Source organism: Pseudidiomarina sp. PP-1MA (genome assembly GCF_041200125.1).
GTDB classification, from domain to species: domain Bacteria; phylum Pseudomonadota; class Gammaproteobacteria; order Enterobacterales; family Alteromonadaceae; genus Pseudidiomarina; species Pseudidiomarina fusca.
Genome location: NZ_CP165718.1, coordinates 2,593,202 through 2,616,067, shown reverse-complemented (window position 1 = coordinate 2,616,067; position 22,866 = coordinate 2,593,202). Strand labels below are relative to the sequence as shown.

22 protein-coding genes are annotated in these 22,866 nt (G+C 47.2%); 14 read left to right on the top strand and 8 right to left on the bottom strand.

Annotation, left to right across the window (positions count from 1 at the left end):
• The first annotated feature begins 39 nt into the window (after positions 1 to 39).
• From AB8S08_RS12315 to AB8S08_RS12305, 3 genes are read left to right on the top strand one after another with little or no spacing between them, the layout of a single operon-like run.
• Positions 40 to 1,305, top strand: a complete 1,266-nt coding sequence (locus tag AB8S08_RS12315; protein ID WP_369742926.1) for an APC family permease — start codon at positions 40 to 42, stop codon at positions 1,303 to 1,305.
• Positions 1,302 to 2,237, top strand: coding sequence for a cation diffusion facilitator family transporter (locus AB8S08_RS12310; RefSeq protein WP_369742925.1), 936 nt, complete (start codon positions 1,302 to 1,304; stop codon positions 2,235 to 2,237). Before AB8S08_RS12315 ends, AB8S08_RS12310 begins: the two co-directional genes overlap by 4 nt.
• 24 nt (positions 2,238 to 2,261) lie before the next feature.
• A complete protein-coding gene (locus AB8S08_RS12305; RefSeq protein ID WP_369742924.1) occupies positions 2,262 to 3,020 on the top strand; it encodes an SDR family NAD(P)-dependent oxidoreductase in 759 nt (252 codons plus the stop codon).
• An 85-nt stretch (positions 3,021 to 3,105) separates the two neighbouring features.
• Here AB8S08_RS12305 and AB8S08_RS12300 read toward each other — a convergent pair whose 3' ends face one another.
• Both AB8S08_RS12300 and AB8S08_RS12295 read right to left on the bottom strand, forming a co-directional pair.
• The gene (locus tag AB8S08_RS12300) at positions 3,106 to 4,461 is read right to left on the bottom strand and encodes a permease prefix domain 1-containing protein (RefSeq protein WP_369742923.1); all 1,356 of its coding nucleotides are present in this window, start codon (positions 4,459 to 4,461) and stop codon (positions 3,106 to 3,108) included.
• Complete coding sequence (locus AB8S08_RS12295) at positions 4,442 to 4,789, bottom strand: PadR family transcriptional regulator (protein ID WP_369742922.1); 348 nt, start codon at positions 4,787 to 4,789, stop codon at positions 4,442 to 4,444. The genes AB8S08_RS12300 and AB8S08_RS12295 overlap by 20 nt, the downstream gene beginning before the upstream one ends.
• Positions 4,790 to 4,939: 150 nt before the next feature.
• Here AB8S08_RS12295 and AB8S08_RS12290 point away from each other — a divergent pair, with 150 nt between their 5' ends.
• A complete protein-coding gene (locus tag AB8S08_RS12290; RefSeq protein ID WP_153827169.1) occupies positions 4,940 to 5,185 on the top strand; it encodes a GlsB/YeaQ/YmgE family stress response membrane protein in 246 nt (81 codons plus the stop codon).
• Positions 5,186 to 5,256: 71 nt separating this feature from the next.
• On the opposite strand, the gene yghU is transcribed toward AB8S08_RS12290, so the two are convergent.
• On the bottom strand, positions 5,257 to 6,120 hold the full coding sequence (gene yghU, locus AB8S08_RS12285) for a glutathione-dependent disulfide-bond oxidoreductase (RefSeq protein ID WP_313932584.1): 864 nt from the start codon (positions 6,118 to 6,120) through the stop codon (positions 5,257 to 5,259).
• Between the two features lie 58 nt (positions 6,121 to 6,178).
• Positions 6,179 to 6,589 carry a BON domain-containing protein gene (locus tag AB8S08_RS12280; RefSeq protein ID WP_110076819.1) on the bottom strand — a complete coding sequence of 137 codons (411 nt, stop codon included), beginning with the start codon at positions 6,587 to 6,589 and terminating at the stop codon, positions 6,179 to 6,181.
• Positions 6,590 to 6,757: 168 nt separating this feature from the next.
• Between AB8S08_RS12280 and AB8S08_RS12275 the strand changes: the two genes are divergently transcribed.
• The 7 genes from AB8S08_RS12275 (at position 6,758) to AB8S08_RS12245 (ending at position 14,779) form a co-directional block, all read left to right on the top strand.
• Entirely contained in the window at positions 6,758 to 7,216 is a 459-nt protein-coding gene (locus AB8S08_RS12275) for a YccF domain-containing protein (RefSeq protein ID WP_110076818.1), read from the top strand.
• Positions 7,217 to 7,256: 40 nt separating this feature from the next.
• Positions 7,257 to 8,294 (top strand): trans-acting enoyl reductase family protein, encoded by a 1,038-nt coding sequence (locus AB8S08_RS12270; protein ID WP_369742921.1) that lies wholly within the window; start codon positions 7,257 to 7,259, stop codon positions 8,292 to 8,294.
• A gap of 26 nt (positions 8,295 to 8,320) precedes the next feature.
• A complete protein-coding gene (locus AB8S08_RS12265) occupies positions 8,321 to 9,286 on the top strand; it encodes a phospholipase A (RefSeq protein ID WP_369742920.1) in 966 nt (321 codons plus the stop codon).
• 11 nt (positions 9,287 to 9,297) lie between these two features.
• A complete protein-coding gene (locus AB8S08_RS12260; RefSeq protein WP_369742919.1) occupies positions 9,298 to 10,377 on the top strand; it encodes an HlyD family secretion protein in 1,080 nt (359 codons plus the stop codon).
• The gene (rbbA, locus tag AB8S08_RS12255; protein ID WP_369742918.1) at positions 10,377 to 13,127 is read left to right on the top strand and encodes a ribosome-associated ATPase/putative transporter RbbA; all 2,751 of its coding nucleotides are present in this window, start codon (positions 10,377 to 10,379) and stop codon (positions 13,125 to 13,127) included. Before AB8S08_RS12260 ends, rbbA begins: the two co-directional genes overlap by 1 nt.
• Before the next feature lies 1 nt (position 13,128).
• Complete coding sequence (locus tag AB8S08_RS12250; RefSeq protein WP_369742917.1) at positions 13,129 to 14,241, top strand: ABC transporter permease; 1,113 nt, start codon at positions 13,129 to 13,131, stop codon at positions 14,239 to 14,241.
• Between the two features lie 61 nt (positions 14,242 to 14,302).
• Positions 14,303 to 14,779 (top strand): hotdog fold domain-containing protein, encoded by a 477-nt coding sequence (locus AB8S08_RS12245; protein WP_369742915.1) that lies wholly within the window; start codon positions 14,303 to 14,305, stop codon positions 14,777 to 14,779.
• Here the strand turns inward: AB8S08_RS12245 and AB8S08_RS12240 are convergent, their stop codons facing one another.
• Positions 14,780 to 15,361 (bottom strand): gamma-glutamylcyclotransferase, encoded by a 582-nt coding sequence (locus tag AB8S08_RS12240; RefSeq protein ID WP_369742914.1) that lies wholly within the window; start codon positions 15,359 to 15,361, stop codon positions 14,780 to 14,782.
• A gap of 166 nt (positions 15,362 to 15,527) precedes the next feature.
• On the opposite strand from AB8S08_RS12240, the gene AB8S08_RS12235 reads away from it, so the two are divergent.
• Positions 15,528 to 18,086 (top strand): EAL domain-containing protein, encoded by a 2,559-nt coding sequence (locus tag AB8S08_RS12235; protein WP_369742913.1) that lies wholly within the window; start codon positions 15,528 to 15,530, stop codon positions 18,084 to 18,086.
• Positions 18,087 to 18,103: 17 nt separating this feature from the next.
• Here AB8S08_RS12235 and AB8S08_RS12230 read toward each other — a convergent pair whose 3' ends face one another.
• Positions 18,104 to 19,609, bottom strand: a complete 1,506-nt coding sequence (locus tag AB8S08_RS12230; RefSeq protein ID WP_369742912.1) for a PH domain-containing protein — start codon at positions 19,607 to 19,609, stop codon at positions 18,104 to 18,106.
• Positions 19,602 to 20,108 carry a PH domain-containing protein gene (locus tag AB8S08_RS12225; RefSeq protein WP_369742911.1) on the bottom strand — a complete coding sequence of 169 codons (507 nt, stop codon included), beginning with the start codon at positions 20,106 to 20,108 and terminating at the stop codon, positions 19,602 to 19,604. The genes AB8S08_RS12230 and AB8S08_RS12225 overlap by 8 nt, the downstream gene beginning before the upstream one ends.
• Before the next feature lie 77 nt (positions 20,109 to 20,185).
• On the opposite strand from AB8S08_RS12225, the gene AB8S08_RS12220 reads away from it, so the two are divergent.
• Positions 20,186 to 20,866: a type 1 glutamine amidotransferase domain-containing protein gene (locus AB8S08_RS12220; RefSeq protein ID WP_082388970.1), complete on the top strand. Its 681-nt coding sequence runs from the start codon at positions 20,186 to 20,188 to the stop codon at positions 20,864 to 20,866.
• A 118-nt stretch (positions 20,867 to 20,984) separates the two neighbouring features.
• Here the strand turns inward: AB8S08_RS12220 and AB8S08_RS12215 are convergent, their stop codons facing one another.
• The gene (locus AB8S08_RS12215; protein ID WP_369742910.1) at positions 20,985 to 21,368 is read right to left on the bottom strand and encodes a DUF4168 domain-containing protein; all 384 of its coding nucleotides are present in this window, start codon (positions 21,366 to 21,368) and stop codon (positions 20,985 to 20,987) included.
• Between the two features lie 156 nt (positions 21,369 to 21,524).
• Between AB8S08_RS12215 and AB8S08_RS12210 the strand changes: the two genes are divergently transcribed.
• A complete protein-coding gene (locus tag AB8S08_RS12210; protein WP_369742909.1) occupies positions 21,525 to 22,853 on the top strand; it encodes a sensor histidine kinase in 1,329 nt (442 codons plus the stop codon).
• Positions 22,854 to 22,866: the final 13 nt, after the last annotated feature.

Below are 22,866 nucleotides of genomic sequence, written 5' to 3'. Positions count from 1 at the left end.
TTAGGTTGGCTGATTATCACAAATGAGATAAGTGAAACGATGACACAACAGTTAGTACGTGAAACGACGTTAGGCGGGGCCATTATTCTCGGGCTTGGCTCAATTTTGGGTACTGGAGCGTATGTGAGTGTCGGCTTGAGCGCTGAATTAGCTGGGCCAAATCTAGTTGTTGCCATTATTCTGGCTGCATTTACGGCGTTATTTAATGGCCTAAGCTCGGCTCAACTAGCCGCGGTACATCCAGTAAGTGGAGGCACTTATGAGTATGGCTATAAGTTTCTTAATCCTACCGCAGGCTTAACTGCGGGCACCTTATTTGTGCTCGCAAAAAGCGCATCAGCCGCTACCGCAGCACTTGCTGTTGCATGGTATTTACATGGCTATCTCAATACACTTGTAAACACCCCAGCTTGGACCATTCATGGGATTGCAGCGGGATTATTGTTGCTTTTTACTAGCTTTGTACTCAGTGGGGTACGCCGTACCAATGGGCTCAATGCTATTCTCGTAACCCTTAGCCTGATTGGTTTAGTGGTGTTTATTGTTGCTGCATACAGTGAACCTAGCCCACCATTGATTTTTACCGAAGCATCGTTACAGCAATACGATAATGGTGTGTTTTTTGCTGCTGCGCTGATGTTTGTAGCTTTTACCGGGTATGGCCGTATTGCTACTATGGGCGAAGAAGTGGTAAACCCACGCCAGACTATTCCCAAAGCCATTGTGCTCACGTTGGCTATCATTAGTCTGTTGTACATAGCCGTCGGCCTAGCTATTTTGCATGTTAGTGGTGCCGAGAGTTTTGCTCAGAGTAACTTTAATATAGCCCAATTAGTGGAGCATTCGACCTGGCATGGAGTGATCGTGCTAGGCGGTATTGTAGCCATGTGTGGCGTTATTCTAAATCTAGTACTTGGCGTATCGCGGGTCGTCTTGGCTATGGGCCGCCGTGGCGATTTACCTCGCAGCCTTGCTCGTCTCGATAGCCAACAAAAATCAGCACCAGCTGCAACCTGGTTAACCTTTGCCGTGATGGCTTTGATTGCTCTCGTCGGCGGTATTGAAGCTGCATGGACATTGAGTGCTTTTACGGTCTTGGTCTATTATGGGTTAACTAATCTAGCTGCGCTTAAGGTTCCGCAAGCACAGCGTTTTGTGCCTAAATGGGTGTCTTTTTTGGGCTTAATCGCTTGTCTTGGTTTGGCTGTTTTTATTCCCTGGCCTACCATTGTTCTAGGCACTTTTTTAGTGTTATGTGTTATCGTTTTAAAACGGATAACATCCATAACTAACGGTAGTCCATGAGCCATCACCATCATGATCACAGTAAAGATCTTTCTTCCGAACGGCTAGGCTGGGCCTTCGTTCTCAATTTCTGTTTTACTATCATCGAGTTTATTGGTGGGATATTAACCAATAGTACTGCGATTTTAGCTGATGCGGTACATGATTTAGGTGATAGCTTAGCCTTAGGGTTAGCTTGGGTACTCAATAAATTGGGGCGCAAGCAGGCTAATCCGCAATACACCTATGGCTACCGTCGGCTCAGCTTGGCGGGTGCTTTCATCAATGCGCTGGTGCTGATTGCTGGGTCTGTGTGGGTGCTCACTGAAGCGATTCCACGCCTGTGGGATCCGCAAATGCCGGTTACCGAGGGCATGATTGGCTTAGCGATTTTAGGCATAGCGGTGAATGGCTTTGCCGCTTATAAGTTATCAGCGGGCAAAACCTTAAATGAACGCGTGATTAATTGGCACCTACTAGAAGATGTTTTAGGTTGGGTTGCGGTACTGATTGTTGCCGTCGTATTGATGTTTGTTGAATGGCCTATTCTCGATCCATTGTTATCAGTAGCTTTTACGATTTTTATTTTAGTTAATGTAGTTCGTAACCTATTTCAGACGGCACGGCTGTTTTTTCAGGCCGCGCCAGACCAAAATACGATAAGCTCTGTTGAGCAACAACTGCGCCAGCTGGAGCAAGTAGCGGATGTGCATCATTTACATTTTTGGTCGTTAGATGGTGAGCATCATGTTTTAACTGCACACGTGGTCGTAGCTGTCGACTTAGATATAGCGCAGCGGCGCTTATTCAAACAACAAATTGATGCGGTACTGATGCCATTCGCATTGAGTCATACAACCATTGAATTAGAGTTTCCTGGTGAATTATGCCGTGACAATGAGTACCACGAGCATGAGCACGAACACGAGCATCATCACCACCATTCACATTAAACCCAGTAGGTTTAGGAGGTAGGTATGTCGACGTCATTTCAAGGTAAAGTTGCTTTGGTTACCGGTGCCGGTTCAGGCTTAGGTGAAGCTATTGCTAAAGGCTTAGCGAGTAAAGGCGCGAAGGTGGTGCTAACAGATATCAACCTAGCAGCAGCAGAACGAGTTACTAAGGCTATTCAGCAAGCCGGTGGTGATGCTACTGCTTTTCAGCAAGACACAGCAAAAGCCGAAGCTGCAGAGCAAGCGGTTAAGTTTGCCGAAGCCACTTACGGTGCATTACATTATGCCGTTAACAATGCGGGTATTGGTGGTGCTCAAGCGCCAGCGGGTGAGACCGATTTGGCTGAATGGCAGCGGGTGATTGATATCAATTTAAACGGTGTGCTGTATGGCATGAGATATCAAATACCTGCCATGCTTAAGGCTGGGGCTGAACACTGCGCTATTGTTAATATGGCATCTATCCATGGCATGGTGGCAGCACTTGGAAATGGTGCTTATACCGCCGCTAAACATGGGGTGGTGGGACTCACGAAAAACGCCGCAGCTGAATACGGCCCACAAGGCTTACGCATTAATTGTGTGGGCCCTGCCTACATAGACACACCATTATTAGAGAGTTTACCGCAAGAGTTACGCGATCAATTGGTGAGCCGGCACCCGCTAGGGCGTTTAGGCCGAGCCGATGAAGTTGCTCCGTTGGTATGCTTTTTATTGTCGTCTGAGGCATCTTTCATGACTGGTGGTTATTACTTGGTTGATGGTGGCTACACCAGTATTTAATACTGTTAGCAACGGTCAGTCGTTACCGGTTAGAGTAACGACTGGCTGTGCTAAGCAGGTCAACAAGACCCATATTGTTGAGCAATTAAGCAAATCTAAATGCTAGTGGTAATAAGAAGACTACGACCGCCGCCCAAGCTACATAAAAGGGTATCAGTTTAATTTGCCACTGCTCTAACTGAACAAAGCCTGCTCGTGCTCGAATAAACAAGAAGTAATACCAGGCATAGCCGGCTAAACTAGTTAGCAACAGTAAGTTTGCCCCTAAAACGGCGATTCTATTGGGAGTCAGACCGAGCTCTAAAATGCGGCCACCTATTGCCAAGAGAGCCAGAAGGTCAACACACAATGCTGTCACAACTAGCAGCAATTGCAAATAATCAAAGAGACTAGGGCTTTGTGCAGGCGCTTTTGAACTGACACTGTAGAGCACTAATCCAAGTACCAGAATCAGCATCATATTTAACCCTAACAGTACATCTCGTTCTAAATTGAAGCCTTTGCCGGTGACGAGCATCACCATTAAAAAGACACTTAAGAGCAGCGTAAACAAAGGAGTAAAGATCCGAGCAAGCACCGGCGCCATCGTCTCTATCGCCCCTTGTTTTGCGCCAACTAGATAGCCTACGATGACCACCGCGCCCATAGCTCCACAAGGAATGATCCATTGACTGGCGAACCATTCCACATCAATGTCAATAAACGAGAAGATACCTATGGTAAATGCTGTTAAAACGGCTCCGCCTAACGCAACAAGCACAAAATAAATAAAGTATTCGCCCGAGAAGCGGATAAAATCCATCTGCTTGGCATCCGAACGCCACCAGTTTCCGCTGTAGGTGACACCTACCATAAACCACAACAACAGTGGCAAATGCAGCATGGCCAAGACAGCCGTATCACCACCAAGTTGCCACGGCATAGCATTCATATAGATAGCCGCAAACAGGGTACAACTACCGACAAACAGCCAGCCCCGTTGCCCCAGCTGCCGTTCAATAACCCAATAGGCTGCTAACATGGGCAAGCAAAACAATGAAATATTATAGGCAAAAAACCATTCATGAGATGCCATGGATACCCCAAATAAAAGGGGAGCTTTAATGGCTATGGCTGCTACCAGCGCTAACAGCAATACCGTCAGCAGAGAAGCCGAACTAGTAGCAGGGCTAAAGACAAGATTTCGCCATAATCGGCCCGCATGTACCTCCGCAAATTCATGCGAAATAGCTGCGATTTGACCAAGCCGTTTGGTGGCGACTAAAAAGGCTTCGTCGGCAGCTAAACCGGCACCGATGAGTACGTCGATTTCATCGCGTAAATGGCTTTCTAATTCATCCGCATCTTCTTCTTGAATGGCCGATTGGCGTAATAAATAGCGTCGCCATTCAGCAATATTTTGGGTCAGAACAAGATGGTCATCAGGCGGGTTGGAAGTCATAAGGATTATTCCATAATGTGTTTAGGGCGTTGTTGATCACCTGCCATTGTTGGCGCTGTTCAAGAATGGCTTGTTGGCCAAGATCAGTAATAGCGTAGTATTTACGTTTTCTGCCGCTGTCAGCTAAGCGCCATCGGGCTACCAGATAACCTTGTTTTTCTAACCGATGTAATAAGGGGTACATCATGCCGTCAGTCCAAGTGAGAATGCCGCCAGATAGTTGCTCAACCCGCTTAACGATTTCATAGCCATAAGTTTCACCTTCAGCAATCACGCCTAATACAATAGGGGTGGATGATGCTGCCATCAGATCTTTGGATAAGTTCATATGTAACCTAATGAGTAAAATAAAATGCTTATACCTAGAACTTCTAGGTATAAATTCTATACCTAGATCTGTTATGTATGCAAGAACTATCATTTACTGCTAGGTTTAAGTATCAGTACTTATTGATAAATCAGAAGAAAGGAGCGTGCTATGGGCTTTTTATGGTTTTTATTGGTAGGCATTATTGCCGGTTGGCTAGCAGGTACCTTAATCAAAGGAGGCGGTTTTGGGCTGTTAGGCAATATGGTGATAGGTATTATTGGTGCCATGATTGGCGGCTTTTTGTTCAACGCACTTGGTGTTGCTAGTGGCGGTGGCATCATTTGGAGTATTGTGGTGGCAACAGTTGGAGCGGTGGTATTGCTGATTATTGTGCGCGCCCTTAAAAAGGCTTAGTTAGGTTAAGCAGGTCACCCTAGCTAGGCTTCTTTTCGAGCTGTGCTAGGGCGACGTTTTGCTGCAACTCGTTAGGTTGTTAGCTTATCTTGCGTGCGCAGCTCAAAATCGCTGGCATCGTGGCGTTCATGCAACTGCTTATGCAATTCTCCCCACGTTTTGTTGACGATACGACCGCGCTGCACTGCTGGGCGTTGTGCTATGTGTTCAGCCCAGCGCAAAACATGTTGATAGGTATGAGCTTCTATAAACTCTGCAGCATCATAAACTTGGTTGGTGACTAAGGCACCATACCAAGGCCAAATAGCCATATCGGCGATACTATATTCAGCGCCCGCCACATAGGGATGCAAGGCCAATTGCTTATCTAAAACATCAAGCTGACGCTTTACTTCCATCGTGTAGCGATTAATCGGGTATTCAAATTTTTCTGGTGCGTAGGCATAAAAATGCCCAAAACCGCCACCTAGAATAGGTGCGCTAGCCATTTGCCAAAACAACCAGTTAAGCGTTTCCGTTCGTGCAGCGGGTTGTTTAGGTAAGAAAGCATCAAACTTTTCAGCAAGATACAATAAAATCGAACCACTCTCGAAAACTCGTGTGGGTGGTGTGGTCGAGGTATCTAAAAGTGCTGGGATTTTTGAGTTTGGATTCACCTCGACAAAGCCACTGCTGAACTGTTCACCTTCAAGAATTTGAATCAAATGAGCATCGTATTCGGCGGCTTGAATGCCCTGCTCAATTAATTCTTCCAGCATAATAGTGACTTTCACGCCGTTGGGGGTAGCTAGCGAGTAAAGCTGTAGAGGATGCTTGCCACGAGGCAGCTCAGCTTGGTGAGTGGCGCCGGCCTGAGGGCGATTAATACTAGCAAACTTGCCACCGCTTGCTTGATCCCATTGCCACACTTTAGGTGGTGTATAAGATTGGGTCATACCATACTCCTTGTTATGCAGAGAATGGTTAGTTTAACGCAAAGCGGTGGCGTTTGGACTACTCTACCTCAATATCATTTTCTACCGATTTCACACCTTCAATGCCCTCAGCCAATTGTTCGGCTAAATCGGCTTCGGCATCGGTTTTCACCACACCACTTAAGACCACGTGGCCGTTAATGGTTTCTACATTGATTTGGCCGGCGTTTAATTGGTCCGCTTCAAATAAGGCAGTTTTAACCCGAGCGGTAATTGCACTATCACTTAGAAAGTCGCCGGCGCGCTCAGAGGCATCTTTAGCGTAGTCGGCAGCATCATTGACTGCTTGCTTAGTAGCCTCGGTCGCTTGTTCTAAACTCGATCGTGCTTTATCGCGAGTTTCTTCTTGCTGCTGCTCAGAACAAGCAGCTAAACCACCTGTAGTTAACATAGCTACAATCACAAGAGTTGCTGTTGTTGGTGCTTTCATGATCAACCTCCATTAAGGTGATGAGTTAATGCAAATAAACGAAAAAATAGCTGATACTGCTACTAAGCTTAGTAGAGCTTGATGGTATTTCTAGGTGGTTTACAAAGCTTTTGCGCTTTACACTAAGAAAAGATGGTTAAAGTTTGTTAAGAAAGGGAGATATACAGGGTGCGTACTATTGGTAATATTTTATGGTTTTTGTTGGGTGGGATCCTCATGGGATTAGGCTGGTTATTGGCCGGTGTGATCGCATTTATTACCATTATTGGTATTCCATGGGCGCGTTCTTGCTTTGTGATTGGGGTGTTTGCTTTTTTCCCCTTTGGTAAAGAAGCTATCAGCCGTAACGAACTGACTTTGAGAGAAGATTTAGGAACAGGGCCATTAGGATGCCTAGGCAATATTGTTTGGTTTGTACTGTTTGGTTGGTGGCTGGCGCTGGGGCATTTAATTTCGGCCGCGGCTCTTATTTTAACTATTATTGGTATCCCTTTTGCGATTCAACATATTAAGTTGGCGGCCCTAGCGTTATCCCCGGTTGGAAAAACCGTGGTCACCATTGAAGAAGCCAGTGCCGCTCGGCAGTTTAATGCCAGTGAAAAAATCTCGAAAATGCGCAATAAATAACAGCTTAATTAACTATGCTCGCTAATAATAAGAAGGATTTATGATGCAGTGGATGATTTATGGAGCTAACGGCTACACCGGTACTCTCATTGCCGAGCAGGCCGTCGCGCGCGGCTTGCAGCCTATCTTAGCAGGTCGTAATCAGGCAGCGATAGAAGCCTTAGGTGAGCGCTTAGAATTACCGGTTCGAGTGGTAGATCTAGCCGACCAAGCGGCGTTGCACCAGGCCTTGGCCGAAGTTGATTTAGTCTTGCATTGTGCGGGGCCGTTTGAGCTCACCGCCGAACCTATGATTGAAGCCTGCCTAGCAACTCGTACTCATTATTTGGATATTACGGGTGAGTTGGCTGTGTTTGAATATGCCCATCAGCAACATCAACGGGCGCAAGCTGCAGGGATTGTACTCTGCCCAGGCGTTGGCTTTGATGTGATTCCGACCGATTGTCTGGCGGCACGGTTGCAGCAGCAATTACCTGATGCAACTCATTTAACTTTGGGGTTTGATTCGGCTTCACGAATGAGTCGTGGTACCGCAAAGACAAGTGTCCGGCGTTTAGGTGAAGGTGGTGCGATTCGCCAGCAAGGCGAGATAAAGACGGTTCCGCTGGCTTATAAAACACGCGACATAGATTTTGGTGGTGGTTCTAAATTCGCCATGACGATTCCTTGGGGCGATGTAGCGACCGCTTTTTACAGCACCGGTATTGGTAACGTTGAGGTATTCATACCCGCGTCACCTAACCTAGTTAAAAGATTAAAAAGACTGAATCGATGGCGTTGGCTATTGCGATTTAATTGGGTTAAAAACTGGTTAGCGAAGAAAATAGATGCGCAACCCGCAGGCCCAGATCAGCAGCAATTAGAGCAAGCGCACACCTATGTTTGGGGTGAAGCGACGAATCGTGCAGGCGAGCGGGTAGAATTGAAATTAACCGTGATGAATGGCTATAAGCTGACCAGCTTAGGTGCGCTGGATGTAGCGCAACAGGTTTTAATGCAAGCGCCAGAAGGTGGTTATTATACCCCTTCTAAGTTGCTTGGACCCGAGCTGGTTGACCGCTATTTAGTGACATCATGACGATTGAATCATAACGGAGATAAAGCATGTGTTGGTCACCATTAACACCCCTAATGAAAGTTACTATAACGGCGGTCATCGCAGGATTATTTACGTCTGCAACGCTAGCACAGGATGTTGATAACAGCTCAGAGCAACAACAAGACAAAGATCCTGCGTTTGCGGTGACGGATGTTATTGGCACTTATTGGGAGCTTAGCGAAGAGCAAAAGCGAGGGATTTTTCAGCTACGTACTTACGAGCCAAATTTTATTCTGCCCGTGATTCATAGCTCGGATATTAATGAGCAACCTGTGTCTCCTACTCGAGGTCCCGCTAGCACCTTAGATAGCTACAAGCCGAATGAAGCTAAGATCCAGATCTCATTGCGTACGAAGCTACTTGAAGACGTGATTTTACCGGGCGCTGATTTGTGGGTGTCTTATACACAGACCTCGCTATGGCAGGTGTGGGATGGTGATAATTCATCTCCCTTCCGCAGCACGGATTACAACCCTGATGTGTTTGCTGTTGTGCCTATTCCAGAAAACCTTGATGTGTTGCCGGGTAAGGCGCGCATCCGCTTTGCTAAAGTAGGTTTTGCACACGAGTCTAATGGACAAACGAAACCGGATTCGCGCAGTTGGAATTACTTTCACTTTGGTGGAATGATTGAGTACGGTGATTTATCGTGGGAAACCACCTGGAAGCAACGAGTGAATGAAACCGGTGATGACGATGATAATCCAGACCTTATCCGCTACCGTGGAAACTTTGAGAACCGCTTGTTATGGCGGGACTCGTTAAGCACCTATAGCGTTACTCGGGTTACTCGAGAGTTATCTTGGGATAAAGGGTCGTGGCAAGTTGACTTTACCCACCCACTTAACTCAAGTAAGCCCGACGGGTTACGTTTTTACATTCAATTCTTCTCCGGTTACGGTGAAACCTTATTGGATTACAACCACCGCCAAAACCGCATTGGAATAGGGTTTTTGTTGTTAAATATTTAAAAGGATGAGACATGAAGACCTCGACTAAATGGCTGTTGCGCTTGGTAATAATCGCCGCTATTGGCTGGTTCGGTTTTACCTACGTACAGTCGTTGGTATCGGCGCCACCTGAACATATCGCGAGTGGTAATGGACGCATCGAGGCCGTTGAAATTAATGTAGCAGCAAAAACGCCAGGCCGAATTGCGGCTATTAAGGTGCAAGAGGGCCAAATGGTGGCGGCTGGAGACGAGCTGGCGTTGATGGATACCGCCTCGCTTCAGGCGCAGTTGCACCAAGCCCAAGCGCAACTGCGACAAAGCCAGAGCCAAGTCGTTGCCGCTCAAAGTGAGGTTACTTTACGCGAGTCGGAGCAAGTTGCCGCGCAAGCGGTATTGGCTCAGCGGGTGGCGGAATTGGAGTTGGCACAAGCGCGTTATCAACGAACCCAGCAGTTGGCCCAACAAGGCTCCATGTCGGCGCAAGATTTAGATAATGCTAAGGCGGCCTTGGTTGGGGCTGAAGCCGCTATTGCTGCTACCAAGGCGCAAGTTGCTGCCGCAGAGTCAGCCATCACGGCTGCGCAAACTCATGTCGCTGGTGCCGAAGCTGCCGTTCAAGCAATGCAAGCGACGGTCGAGCGTATTCAAGTTGAGTTAGATGATAGCTTGTTACTAGCACCACGAGCAGGGCGAGTGCAATTTATTGTCGCCCGCGAAGGCGAAGTTGTGGGCGCTGGTGGTCGAGTGCTTAATTTGCTGGATTTAAAAGAGGTCTATATGACTTTCTTTTTGCCCACTGCCGTGGTCGGTAAGTTGGCGATTGGGAGTGAAGCTCGTATTCTGCTCGATGCTGCCCCCAATTATGTGATTCCCGCTACTATTTCATTTATTTCAGACGAAGCACAATTCACCCCGAAAACGGTAGAAACTGCATTGGAGCGCGAAAAACTGATGTTTCGGGTACGGGCTCAGGTGTCGCCTGCACTGCTTGAGCGCTACATCGACCAAGTAAAAACCGGTCTACCAGGGGTGGCCTATGTTCGCACCGATAGCTCTCAGCCGTGGCCCGCGCGATTACAGTTAGCGGCACCGCAAGCAACGGGCGAGTGATGATGAACACAACGGCAGTGATTCAAGCCGCTGCGGTTTGTCACTGTTATGGTGCTACGCAGATACTTACGGATATTGAGCTTGCCATTCCTGCAGGGGTGACGGTAGGCTTGATTGGCCCTGATGGGGTGGGTAAATCAACGTTGCTGTCTTTAATTACTGGCGCGAGAAAGTTACAGCAAGGTCAGCTTACGGTGTTGCAAGAAGATGTTCGGTCGAGCCGTGCGCGGGCGCGTTTGTATCATCGGATTGCGTATATGCCGCAAGGTTTAGGTAAAAATCTTTACCCAACTTTGTCTGTCTATGAGAATGTAGAATTCTTTGCTGATTTATTTGGCTTAAGCAAACATATCCGTAAACCACGTATCATGCAGCTGTTGCAAGCGACTGGGTTGGCCGCTTTCGCCGATCGTCCAGCGGCAAAATTATCCGGCGGCATGAAACAAAAGCTAGGACTTTGTTGCGCGCTGATTCATGATCCTGATTGCCTCATTTTAGACGAACCCACCACCGGAATTGATCCCTTGTCGCGGCGACAATTCTGGCAACTTATCGCGCGCATTAAAGCACAACAGCCGGCGATGACTGTGGTTGTTGCTACTGCTTACATGGAGGAAGCCGCGGTCTTTGATTGGCTGATTGCTATGCATGATGGCCGTATTTTAACCCAATGTAGTCCCGCTGAATTATTGCAACAAACCCAATCTGAACACTTAGAGCAAGCCTTTGTAAGGTTGCTGCCGGATCACGCCGATTATCAACCATTCGTGTTGACGCCACGAGAGCATGACAGCGCTGCTACCGTGGCTATTGAAGCGCGTCATTTGACCATGAAATTTGGTGATTTCACGGCGGTAAAAGACGTTAATCTAACCGTCTATAAGGGTGAGATCTTCGGTTTTTTAGGTTCGAACGGTTGTGGCAAAACCACCACCATGAAGATGCTTACCGGCTTACTACAAGCCAGTGCAGGAGAGGCCTTTTTATTTGGTGCCCCAGCTGAAAAAAGCTCGGTGGCTATGCGAAAGCGTGTGGGCTATATGACCCAACAGTTTTCGTTGTTTGGTGAGCTGACAGTAACGCAAAACTTAGCCTTACATGGACGCCTATTTGGGTTGCAGGGTGCTGAATTAAATGCACGTATTAACACCATGGCTGAACAGTTTGCGTTAGGTGAAGTACTTGATGAGTTGCCTGATAGCTTGCCATTGGGTGAGCGCCAGCGCTTAAGTTTAGCCGTGGCTATGATTCATCAGCCCGAGCTCTTGATCTTAGATGAGCCGACCTCGGGCGTAGATCCCATTGCGCGCGATATTTTCTGGCGCATCATGATGCAATTAGCCCGCGAGCAGCAAGTGACTATTTTTATTTCCACCCATTTTATGAATGAGGCCGAGCGCTGCGACCGAATTTCTTTGATGCATGCAGGTGAAGTCTTAGTGAGCGATACTCCGGCAGCAATTACCGCCAGTAAACAGGCTGATTCGTTAGATGATGCCTTTGTGGCTTACTTGCAAGATGCTATCGCCGCGCAGCAGCGTACTACCGGTGCTACGGAACAGTCGCAAGCTGCAGAATTAGAGGTATCAACTAGGCCAACTAGTAACACGGCAAAACAGTCATTAAGATTTAGTTGGCAGCGTCTCTGGAGCTATTTGAGGCGCGAGAGTATCGAGTTGATTCGAGACCCCATCCGGTTAGTTATGGCCACGTTAGGCAGCGTCATTCTCATGGCGGTATTGGGTTATGGCCTTAACATGGATATCGAAGATTTATCTTTTGCGGTGTTAGATCAAGACCAAACTAGTTTGAGTCGTGACTATGTAGCTAGTTTAAGTGGTAGTAGGTATTTCGATGAGCGTCCTCCTCTGAGCAGTTACACAGAGTTAGATGCCCGTATGCGTAGTGGTGAGTTAAGTTTGGCGCTAGAAATACCAGCTGGATTTGCGCGTGATTTGCATCGTGGGCAAGGGGTTGAAATAGGTGCTTGGATAGACGGCTCGCTGCCGATGCGAGGTGAAAATGTGCAAGGTTACGTGCAGGGTATTCATGCGCATTGGTTACAAGAGCAGGCACGTTTGCAGGGTTTAGATGGGTTGCAAGGCTTAGCTCAGATTGAGTCACGATTTCGTTATAACCCTGATGTGAAAAGTCTACCAGCCATGATGCCAGCGGTGATTCCACTGCTGTTACTGATGTTTCCGGCTATTTTGACGTCGCTGGCGGTGGTGCGAGAAAAAGAGTTGGGCTCGATGCTAAATTTTTATGTGACGCCAACCACCAAGCTCGAATTTTTGTTAGGTAAGCAACTGCCCTATGTCGCTATTGGCATGCTTAATTTCGTTATTTTGATGGTGCTGGCTGTTTATTTATTTGATGTGCCTATTACCGGGAGTTTGACCGCTCTGACGCTGGCTTCGTTACTGTATGTGATTATTGCCACCACATTTGGCTTGATCATGTCGGCTTTTGTAAAAAGTCAGATAGCTGCGCTATTTGGCACCACCTTAGCCACGATTTTACCTGCTGCACAATTTTCGGGTTTAATTACCCCAGTGCCCTCACTGGAGGGCGGCGCGCGCTGGTTAGGCGAGGTGTTTCCAACCACCTATCATATTATTGTCACCCGCGGGGTCTTCTCAAAAGGATTAAGTTTAGCGGACGCCGGCTCGGCACTGTGGCCATTAGCCGTTAGTATTCCGATTTTATTGGGCATCGGTGTGTGGTTACTGAATAAGCAGGAGCGCTAACATGCAAATGAAGAATATCCTGTATTTGGGATTGAAAGAATTACGCGCCATAGCCAGAGACCCCATTCTATTGCTGATTATTGTCATGGCCTTTACCTTATCGGTTTATACCGCAGCTTCAGCTATGCCAGAAACACTACACAATACGCCGATTGGTGTGATAGATGATGATCGATCACAGCTTTCTAGCCGCATTGTCCAGGTGTTTGATGAACCCTATTTCATGCCACCAGAGGCGGTTGATAGTCACCAAGCCGATCGGCTCATGGACGAAGGACGTTTTACCTTCATCGTACACATACCTAGTGGCTTTCAGCGTGATGTCTTAGCGGGTAACCAACCGGCTCTTCAAGTCTTAGTAGATGCCACTCGAATGAGCCAAGCTTTTACCGGTAACGGCTACATTCAGGCCATGATTCAACAAGAACTGCAAGACTTTGCACAAACGGATACTCAAGTTCCAGTGCAGTTAAGCATGCGTTCGCGATTTAACCCGGAACTCAATGGCAGCTGGTTTTCTGCCATCAATGAGGTGATTTCTCAGATCACCATGTTGTCTATTATTCTGACCGGAGCTGCGCTCTTACGTGAACGTGAACATGGAACCGTTGAGCATTTGCTAGTGATGCCGATTACTCCGTTCGAGATCATGGCTGCCAAAGTTTGGTCAATGGCATTGATTGTGTTGGTGGCAGCTAGTTTATCGCTACTCGTGGTGGTTGAAGGAGCGTTACAGATACCTTTAGCGGGTTCAGTCGGTTGGTTTATTATCGCTATGGCTTTTCATTTGTTTGCTACAACCTCACTAGGTATCTTCCTGGCCTCGTTTGCGCGTACAATGCCGCAGTTTGGGTTGTTGCTGATTCTAGTTATTTTACCGATGCAGATCCTTTCTGGTGGCATGACCCCGCGCGAGAGTATGCCGCAAGTGATTAGCTGGATCATGAGTGCGGCGCCAACCACCCATTTTATTGAATTAGGCCAAGCTATTTTATTTCGTGGGGCTGGGTTTGCTCATATTTGGCCGCAATTAGTGGCCCTCATTGTGATAGGATTAGCCTTCTTTATGATCGCTCTAGCCCGCTTTAGAAAGGCGCTGGCAAGTATGGCGTAATGACAACAGTTAGCTCGTCGTACCCTGATAAGAATAAAGGTAACAAGAACGGAACCTGCGCATGTCTGATAACTATTTACTGAAACTATACCATCAGTGTCTAAAGTACCCTTTTGGTCGCACGATTTTCTCGCGGATGTTTGCGCGCAAAGCACCTTACTTTGCCACCATAAAACCAACCATCACCGAGCTCAAACCTAATTATTGTGAGTTAAGGTTCAAAAAACGTAAGGCAGTGCAAAACCACATTGGTACTGTGCATGCGATTGCTTTGTGTAATGGTCTAGAAATGGCAATGGGGGCACTAGCTGAAGCCTCTATACCCAAACACCTAAGGTGGATTCCTAAAGGCATGACGGTGCAATATACCGCCAAAGCCGATAGTGATATCCGCATTATTGCCGAATGCTCTGCTGATAGTTGGCAAGCAGGCGATAGTGCTATTTGCGTACGCGGGTTGCGAGCTGATGGTCAGGTAGTGATAGAAGGTACCATCACCATTTATATTTCTGAAAAACCATCACAAAAGTCATCATAACTAAGTAGAATGACGCTGTCGCAGTGCGAGTAATTCGCGCTCAATCGCAAACACATGAGAGTCATGGTCATCAAGATCTCTCAAGGCTTGTGCCAATAACAGTAAATATTCGTCATTGGGGCCACTAGGCCCTGCTGACTGTGCAATATGCCGAGCTATTTCCTGCTCACTAGCGGGGCCTAAATAAGCCTCATTATCAGGTCCTGCAACATAGACTAATCCGTTTACCGTGCCGCTACCGTCTAACCATTCAAATTCAGTGAAGAAGCGTAAGTAGCCATTTTTTTCACGATGGTCTAAATGCTCAAAAACTGCTGGCGTAACTTGGTACGCCATACCGCTACACTGCGCATTTTCGGCTTGAACGAGTGTGGCAACCCGGCCTGGAGCTGTTGGAGTGCCTCGATGATCGTGAGAGCCTTGCCAAAACCGCCGCTGCCAGCCATGGATGCGCGCTGGGCGTCGTTGCAAATAGCTAAAGTCAGCTTTATAAATAAGTGAGCCATAGCCGAACAGCCAAACTGAATCGAGATGATCGAGCGGTTGCTGGGCCTGATTTATTGCAACAGTGTTATGTGACATGGGCGAATCGTTTACTAAGTGATGAGCGTTAACAAACTCGTTTATAATTTTTCCAGCATTGCAGCAAAAAGCATTTTCATCAACTATAGTTAAGGCTTAAAGCAGCAACTGAATTCATCTGTAATTCATTGGTTGTTAAGTAAAAACTATTGGGTGGGGTTGATGATTGCGACAAACTAAATTGCTTATTGCTGCCTGGCTAGCTGTGAGCCTTTGTGGCATCTCCTTCACCAGCATTGCGGCGGCGCCTGTGGTGCGTATTGGGGTGTACCATAACCCACCTAAAGTGCAGCTGCAAGATCAGCAAATATCAGGAATATTTGGTGATTTAGTTACTGAGATTGCACATCGAGAAGGTTGGCAAATAGAAGCGGTGAGTTGTGAGTGGAATCAGTGCTTACAATGGTTAGAGCAAGGTCGAATTGATTTAATGCCGGATGTTGCTTTAAATCATGAACGCGACCAGCGATTTTTCTTTCACCAGACCCCGATTTTGCATTCATGGTCGCAACTGTACGGGCAACGAAGTTTAAAAATCAGTAGTTTACTTGACCTTGATGGGGTGAAAATTGCAGTTCTAGAAAATTCGGTTCAGCAAAGTTACCTCCAAGATATTGCCACCAACTTTGGTTTAACCATTGAGTTTGTGCCAGTGCAATCGTTTGATGCCGGTTTTGCCGCGGTGGTTAGTGGTGCCGCAGATGTGGTGGCGGCCAATCACTTGTACGGTGATTTAAAAGCCCACGAGCTGCACTTAGAGCCAACGCCTGTCATGTTTCAACCCACCCGTCTCTACGTCGTAGCCGCGGCTCCCGCCATGCAGTCACAGTTGCTTGTGATTAATGATTATGTACAAACTTGGCGTAATGACAGTGATTCACCCTACTATCAGATTTTACAACGGTGGCGGACTCCGCAACAGGCGGGTGTTTTCCCTTACGTGCTGGTGTGGTCACTGGTTACTATCGTCCTACTTACACTTGCCCTGGCGCTATGGATGCGCCAGCGAGTAAAGCAAAAGACACAACAGCTGCGCCATAGTGAGTTAAAGCTCAGTGCCATTTTAGATTCCGTTGAAGCCTATATCTATATCAAAGATAAACAGCTTAAGTATCAATATGCCAATAAGCGCGTGTGTGATTATTTGAACACCACAGCCGAGGCCATTATTGGGAGAACGGATCGAGATTTTTTTGATCAAGAAACCTATGCCAATCTACGTAGCAATGACTTAAAGGTGATTGAGCAAGGCCAGCGAGTTTCTAGTGAAGAATTCAATGTGACTGCCAGTGGTGAAATACGGCAATTCTTATCGGTCAAGATCCCGCTATTCGATGCCCAGCATAAGGTGTATGCGCTGTGTGGTATCTCTACGGATATTTCAGAGCACTTAGCCTTCAAAGAAACCCTGAATCAATTGGAGTTTTTTGACAGCGTGACGGGCTTGGCCAACCGAAAATTACTATTACAAAATCTTGAGCATGCGGTGGCGAGCGCTAGTAAGACGGGCTATGAAGGAGCCTTGGTGGCAATTGATTTAACTCATTTCACCATTATCAATGAAACACTCGGACATCATGCCGGCGATCAAGTGTTACAGCAAGTGGCCGCACGTATTCGACAATGTTTAGGTGAGGCAGATACCGCGGCAAGACTTGGTTCAGACGATTTCGTGGTGATTTTAGAGACCCTTGATAAAGATCCTCAACAGGCAGTTGTTGCCGTACGCCATTGGGCTAACCGTGTTTTAGAATTACTTAGCCAGCCGTATCAATTAGCCGACCATACGCATACAACAAATGCTTGTCTTGGGGTCACCATGTTTTCGGATAGCGTCGACGATGTTGGCGGCTTGCTACGAAACGCCGATTTAGCGATTGCCGAAGCCAAGGCGATGGGAGGTGGATCCATTAGCTTCTTTGACCCGAAAATGCAGGCGCAGATTAGTCGCCGCATGACCATTGAGGCTGCGCTACGGCAAGCCATCAAGAACCAAGCGCTGGAGGCTTATCTGCAACCTCAGGTGAATGACCAGCGGCAAGTCGTTGCGGCGGAGCTATTGTTACGCTGGACAGACCCTAACCTAGGTGTTATATCACCAGCAGAATTTATTCCGATTGCTGAATCTAGTGGGCTGATTATTGAGTTGGGACACTGGGTGATTGAACAAGCCTGTCAAACGTTACAGGACTGGCAATGTATCGATCAGCTCAAGCACATTCCTATTGCCGTGAACATAAGTCCGCGACAGTTTAAGCATGGTGGTTTTGTTGAACAAATAGAGCAGTGTATTCGCTCCGCTGAGGTGCCAGCAGGCTTATTGGAGCTAGAAATTACGGAGGGGATGCTGATTGACGACGTGGAAGTTACCGTGAAGCGAATGTGTAAGCTTGGCAGTTTAGGCGTACGTTTTAGTCTTGATGATTTTGGTACTGGTTATGCGTCGCTCGCCTATTTGAAGCGCCTACCTTTATATCAGTTAAAAATAGACCAGTCTTTTGTGCGCGATATGCTTATCGATAACAATGATGACGTGATAACAGCTACTATTATTGGCTTGGCTCGTAATTTAAATTTATCGGTGATTGCTGAAGGTGTCGAAACCGAAACTCAGTTACAACACCTTCGCAGCTTAGGCTGTCGCAAATTCCAAGGTTACCTCTTTGGTTACCCTGAGTCGCTTGCCAGTTGGCAGCAAAAACTGCAGCAAAGTACCACCCTATAGTCGCGTAGAACGGCGGCTTACATCCAACGCTGCTGATTTTGTCCTACTTGCTGTATCCATTGCTGTTGTAGCTGTAATGCCGACGCCAGCGACTGATACTTGATAACTTCAGCACCCGCAGCAGTGTGCACAATGATGTGCGCAAACCCAAGCATTCTTAACCAAGGCGACTGGTACACATCCAGTTGCTGAATTTTATAATAGGGATACCAGTTTTCGGTCCGTCCCAGCACACCGTGCTTGACGGCTAACCAAGTGCTGTCATAACTGAAGCCATAATTACGCCAGCGAATTACCACATAGGTTTGCATTAATCCCCATAGTAAGACGGCAATTAAGAAGCTGCTTGTTAGGCTCAGTTCGATCGCAAAATATCCGACCAAGCAGGCTATCGGGGCTAACCAAGCAACCCAAAAGGTAGGGCTTAATAACGCTAAAGCACTGATGGATTGCCAATGAACTTGATTGGCATTGGTGAGGTTTAGCTGCTGCCTAAGTTCATGTAAGAGTTCGGGGTTAACGACTGGCAGAATAAAAGCACTTGCCCCAGCGGTATGCTGTGCCATGGCCGGTTGTAACTGACTTACCCGTACGCGAAAGCGTTTGAGTAGGCGCGCGCGTAAATTTTGCTTGATCTGCACTCGTTGTAGTTTGGGATACCTGAAACTCACAGTACGGATACTAAAAAGGCCACTACGAGCCTGATAACGGTCTCCATCAATGCTGACAGCTAGACCATAATAAGTGATAACGGTTACTGCTATGGCAAGCACAAACAATAGGCTTAACACCGCAAGCACTAACCCGACATTTAACCACAGGCTACTTTCAATAAATCCGATATTTGCTTCTAGCCAGGGCACCACTTGTTCTTGTAGCCAATCGGTTTGCGACAGTGGGTAACTTAACAGCGCCAGTAGCACAAATATTTTATTGTCGATGACGCCGGCTTTAATGATTTCAGCTAAACTGAACTGAGTTTGCCATTGAGGTTCTTCTACCGCTGCAGCTTGGGTCGCCTCGGTGGTGGCGCCAGGCTCGGATTCTACAGCGGGCGCGGTAGCCAGCATGAGCTGCCGCAACTGCTGTGCTTGCTGCATGGGTAAACCGGGGATCTCTACCTCTTTGCCCGCAGAGCCGGCGCTATCGACTTTTAAAATGGTGAGGTTAAAGGGTCGAAAATACCAAGTTTGTTCGAGTTCGGCTTGTTGAATGCGCTCATATTTCAAGGTTAGGCTTTTTTTACCAAGGACGCCGGTTCGTAAATGCACCGCATCATTGCTTAGCGCAAATAAAAAGAAACGATGATTGAGCAAGGCGCTGATAAAAATATAAACCAAATAACTACCACCGAGTGCGTAAGGCACCCAAGCACTGTCGGTGACAAAGATAACTGCTAGCGCAGGCAGGAAATTCGTAAAGTTCTTGATGAACAACTTAATTTCTTTGGCGATAAAAAAGCCAAGGGTTAACCATGGTGTGCGCTGCCACTTAAGTTGTGGCTGGGTTGACTGCTCAGACATGCTCTTCAGTTTCCGTGGCTGCTGGGCTAGATTCGGTTGCAATGGCATCAACCAAAGCGGCTTTCATAGCTTCTGCTGTGGCTAGTTTGAGCCCGGGAATACTCAGATCGGCACCACCGCTACCGGCCGTATATAAGGTTAAATGTGCTAAGCCCAAAGTGCGCTCAATCAGTCCTTGTCGCACTTCAACATGCTGTATGCGGTTAAGCGGCACCGCCCGAGTTAAACGCCACAAGGCGCCGCGGCGTAGATACATGGATGCATCTGTACGCGCGTAAGCGGTAAACTGAAAGCGTCGCGAGCTCCAAAAAAGCCCCAAAAAAAGTGTGATGACAGCCCAAGGAATCGCCAGCCATAGCGCATTGGGCAGCCATGAGGTATTAGGGACCCATAGATAAAAAACTGCGCCAACAATGGCGAGTAAGCCCATATCTAGTATGACCGCTATTTGTAAACTGGTTTTATAGGCCGGCTCAACCGGCTGCCAAGTAATACTCATCTAATCCATTCCTTACTTGAAAAAGTAATAGGTAACACCCATACCTATATTACATTCAATGAAAACCGGAGTTCGGCATGAAAATTCTAATGGTACTAACGTCACATGAACAGCTCGGTGACAGTGGCCACAAAACTGGCTTTTGGGCAGAAGAGTTTGCCGCCCCCTACTATGCTTTTAAAGACGCTGGCGCTGAAGTTGTGCTAGCTAGCCCCAACGGAGGCCAACCTCCGATCGATCCTAATAGTCAACAAGCTGCAGCTCAAACCAATGAGACTGTACGCTTGTTTGAAGATGAAGCAGCTCTGGAACAACTAGCTAATACGCTTCAACTTAGTCAAGTAACAGCCGATGGTTTTGATGCAATCTTTTACCCCGGTGGCCATGGTCCGTTATGGGATTTAAGCGAAGATCCGCTATCCATTGGCCTGATTCAACAATTCTGGGAGCAGGATAAGCCAGTAGCAGCGGTATGTCATGCCCCTGCTGTTCTTGTTCATGCCAAAACCCCAGCCGGAAAACCACTCGTAGCCGGCCGCAAGGTGAGTGCTTTTACTAACAGCGAAGAAGCTGCAGTGGGCTTAACCGATGTTGTTCCCTTCTTATTAGAGGACAAGCTACAAGAGCTGGGCGCGCACTATCAGAAAGTAGACGACTGGAAGCCACTGGCAGTAGTTGATGGTAACCTTATTACCGGTCAAAACCCAGCTAGCTCAGCGGCAGTTGCACGAGCTCTATTGCAGCAGCTAAAGCACTAAAACCATCTTGCTAAGTCGTGCAAGAGTGACAGATTGAGTAGAAATTAAAACTGCAAATTTGTAACAAAAAAGCCAACCCGAAGGTTGGCTTTTTTCTGCAAGTATTGAGGACCTTATTTTATTCGGTCATTTCTTGAAGCTTGGCGCGTAACTCTTCATCTTGCTGTACCCGTTGCACAATCGCGTTGTACTCAGCAGCAGTTAGGCCAGATTCTTCAACTGCGGCGACCATTTCTTCTTGTGCCTTACGTTGAATTTGTTGGGCCTGTTCAGCATCTTCAGCATTCTGAAATTGCTCAGCATATTTATTGCTAATTTGCTGCACGCTACCCATAGCATCAACAAAGTCGTTTAACATATCGTCATTAATTTCAATGTTTTGCTGTTGCTGCATCATTTGCTGTTCTTGCTGCGCTTGCACTGGAGTAGCGTTAGCTGCGGTAGTTACCAAAGCGCCAGAAAATAGTGCGGCCAATGCCAATGCGGTCATTGAATGTTTCATGATTTACCTCCTAAGTTGAATTCACTGATAAGGCTGCAAAGGTCGTGCCAACTTTTTAAATAAAGCAATTCATTGTTTTTATTAAATTTATTCTCCAGTATGATTCTTTGGGGAAAAATGTGTATCATAATTAAACACTTTTTGCAGGAGTTGCACGTGACAAAAAGATACACATGGTTAGCACGATGGTGGCGCAAGAGCGGTGATAATCTTCAGCGTGTCTTAACCTTTTACGTCATGCTGCCCTTGCTTGCATTATCAGGCATAGCCATAGGTGTTGGGTTAGAGCGGGCAGCAGAGTTCCAGAATGAGCGGTTACGTGATGATCTCGAGCTAGTGGGGCGAGCTATTCGCATACCTATTAGTAATGCTATGGTGAGGCAAGACCTTGATACGGTTCAGGCTAGCCTTGATGCGGTATTCCAAATTGGCCGTGTTTATGGGGCATCCGTTTACAATACAGACGGTGCTTTGATTGCATCAGCGGGTATTACCGAACGCGATTTAACCCAAAGCCTTGTTGCCGAGCAAGTCATCCTCACTGGTGAAGCTCAAGATAGTTACCGTGAAGTAGCCGGCCGTGATGTGTTCTCTCAGTTTGTCCCTATTCAAGATAATGGCGGCCAAATCATCGGGTTTATGCAATTGAATAGGCGTGCCCAAGATTTTGATAATGCATTCGCAGATCTTGCCCAAGTAGCTTGGGGTACCTGGTTAGTCCTTGCGATAGCGACCATCGGGATTCTTGTCTTTGGCCACTACCGTGGGGTGGGACGCTACTTAGAGCAGAAGCTTGAACAACAGCGGCGCGACCAAGAAAAAATGGTCGCTATTGGCCAAGTTGCTAGTGGTGTTGCACACGAGCTGGGAGCTCCACTAACGGTGATTGATGCCAGAGCTAAAAAATTAGCAAGGTTGCATACAGAGCCCGAATCACAACGGCAACTAAAAGCCATTCGTGGACAAGTGCAACGGCTAACCAAGATTGTGCAGCAGTTATTAGATTTCACCCGTACGCCGATCACCGCCAAGCGGCAAGTCGTGTTAGCTGATGTTATCAATCAAGCTTATCAAGCTGTTTCATACGAGCAGCCTGAACCGCCGATACGATTTAGTTTACCGGCCGCAGCTGAGTCAATACGAGCCACTATCGATGTACAAAGGTTCGAATTAGCTTTGGTTAATATATTCAGAAACGCAATGCAGGCTGCTACTAGCCAAGTTTCGGTGGTTATTGAAAAAGGCAATCAGCAGGTGCTTGTCCGCGTTCGTGATGATGGCGCCGGGTTACCTCAACAGTTGCAACATGATGACTTATTGCAACCCTTTACCACCACCAAGCAAGTCGGTAAAGGTACCGGTCTAGGGTTAGCTTTGGTGAGTTACATTATGGCGGATCATCAAGGTCAGGTGCGGTTACGCAATCATCCCACAGGTGGTTGTGAAGTCGTGTTAACACTTCCCACGGGTGCCACTGACGTGTAGGCAAAGGATGACT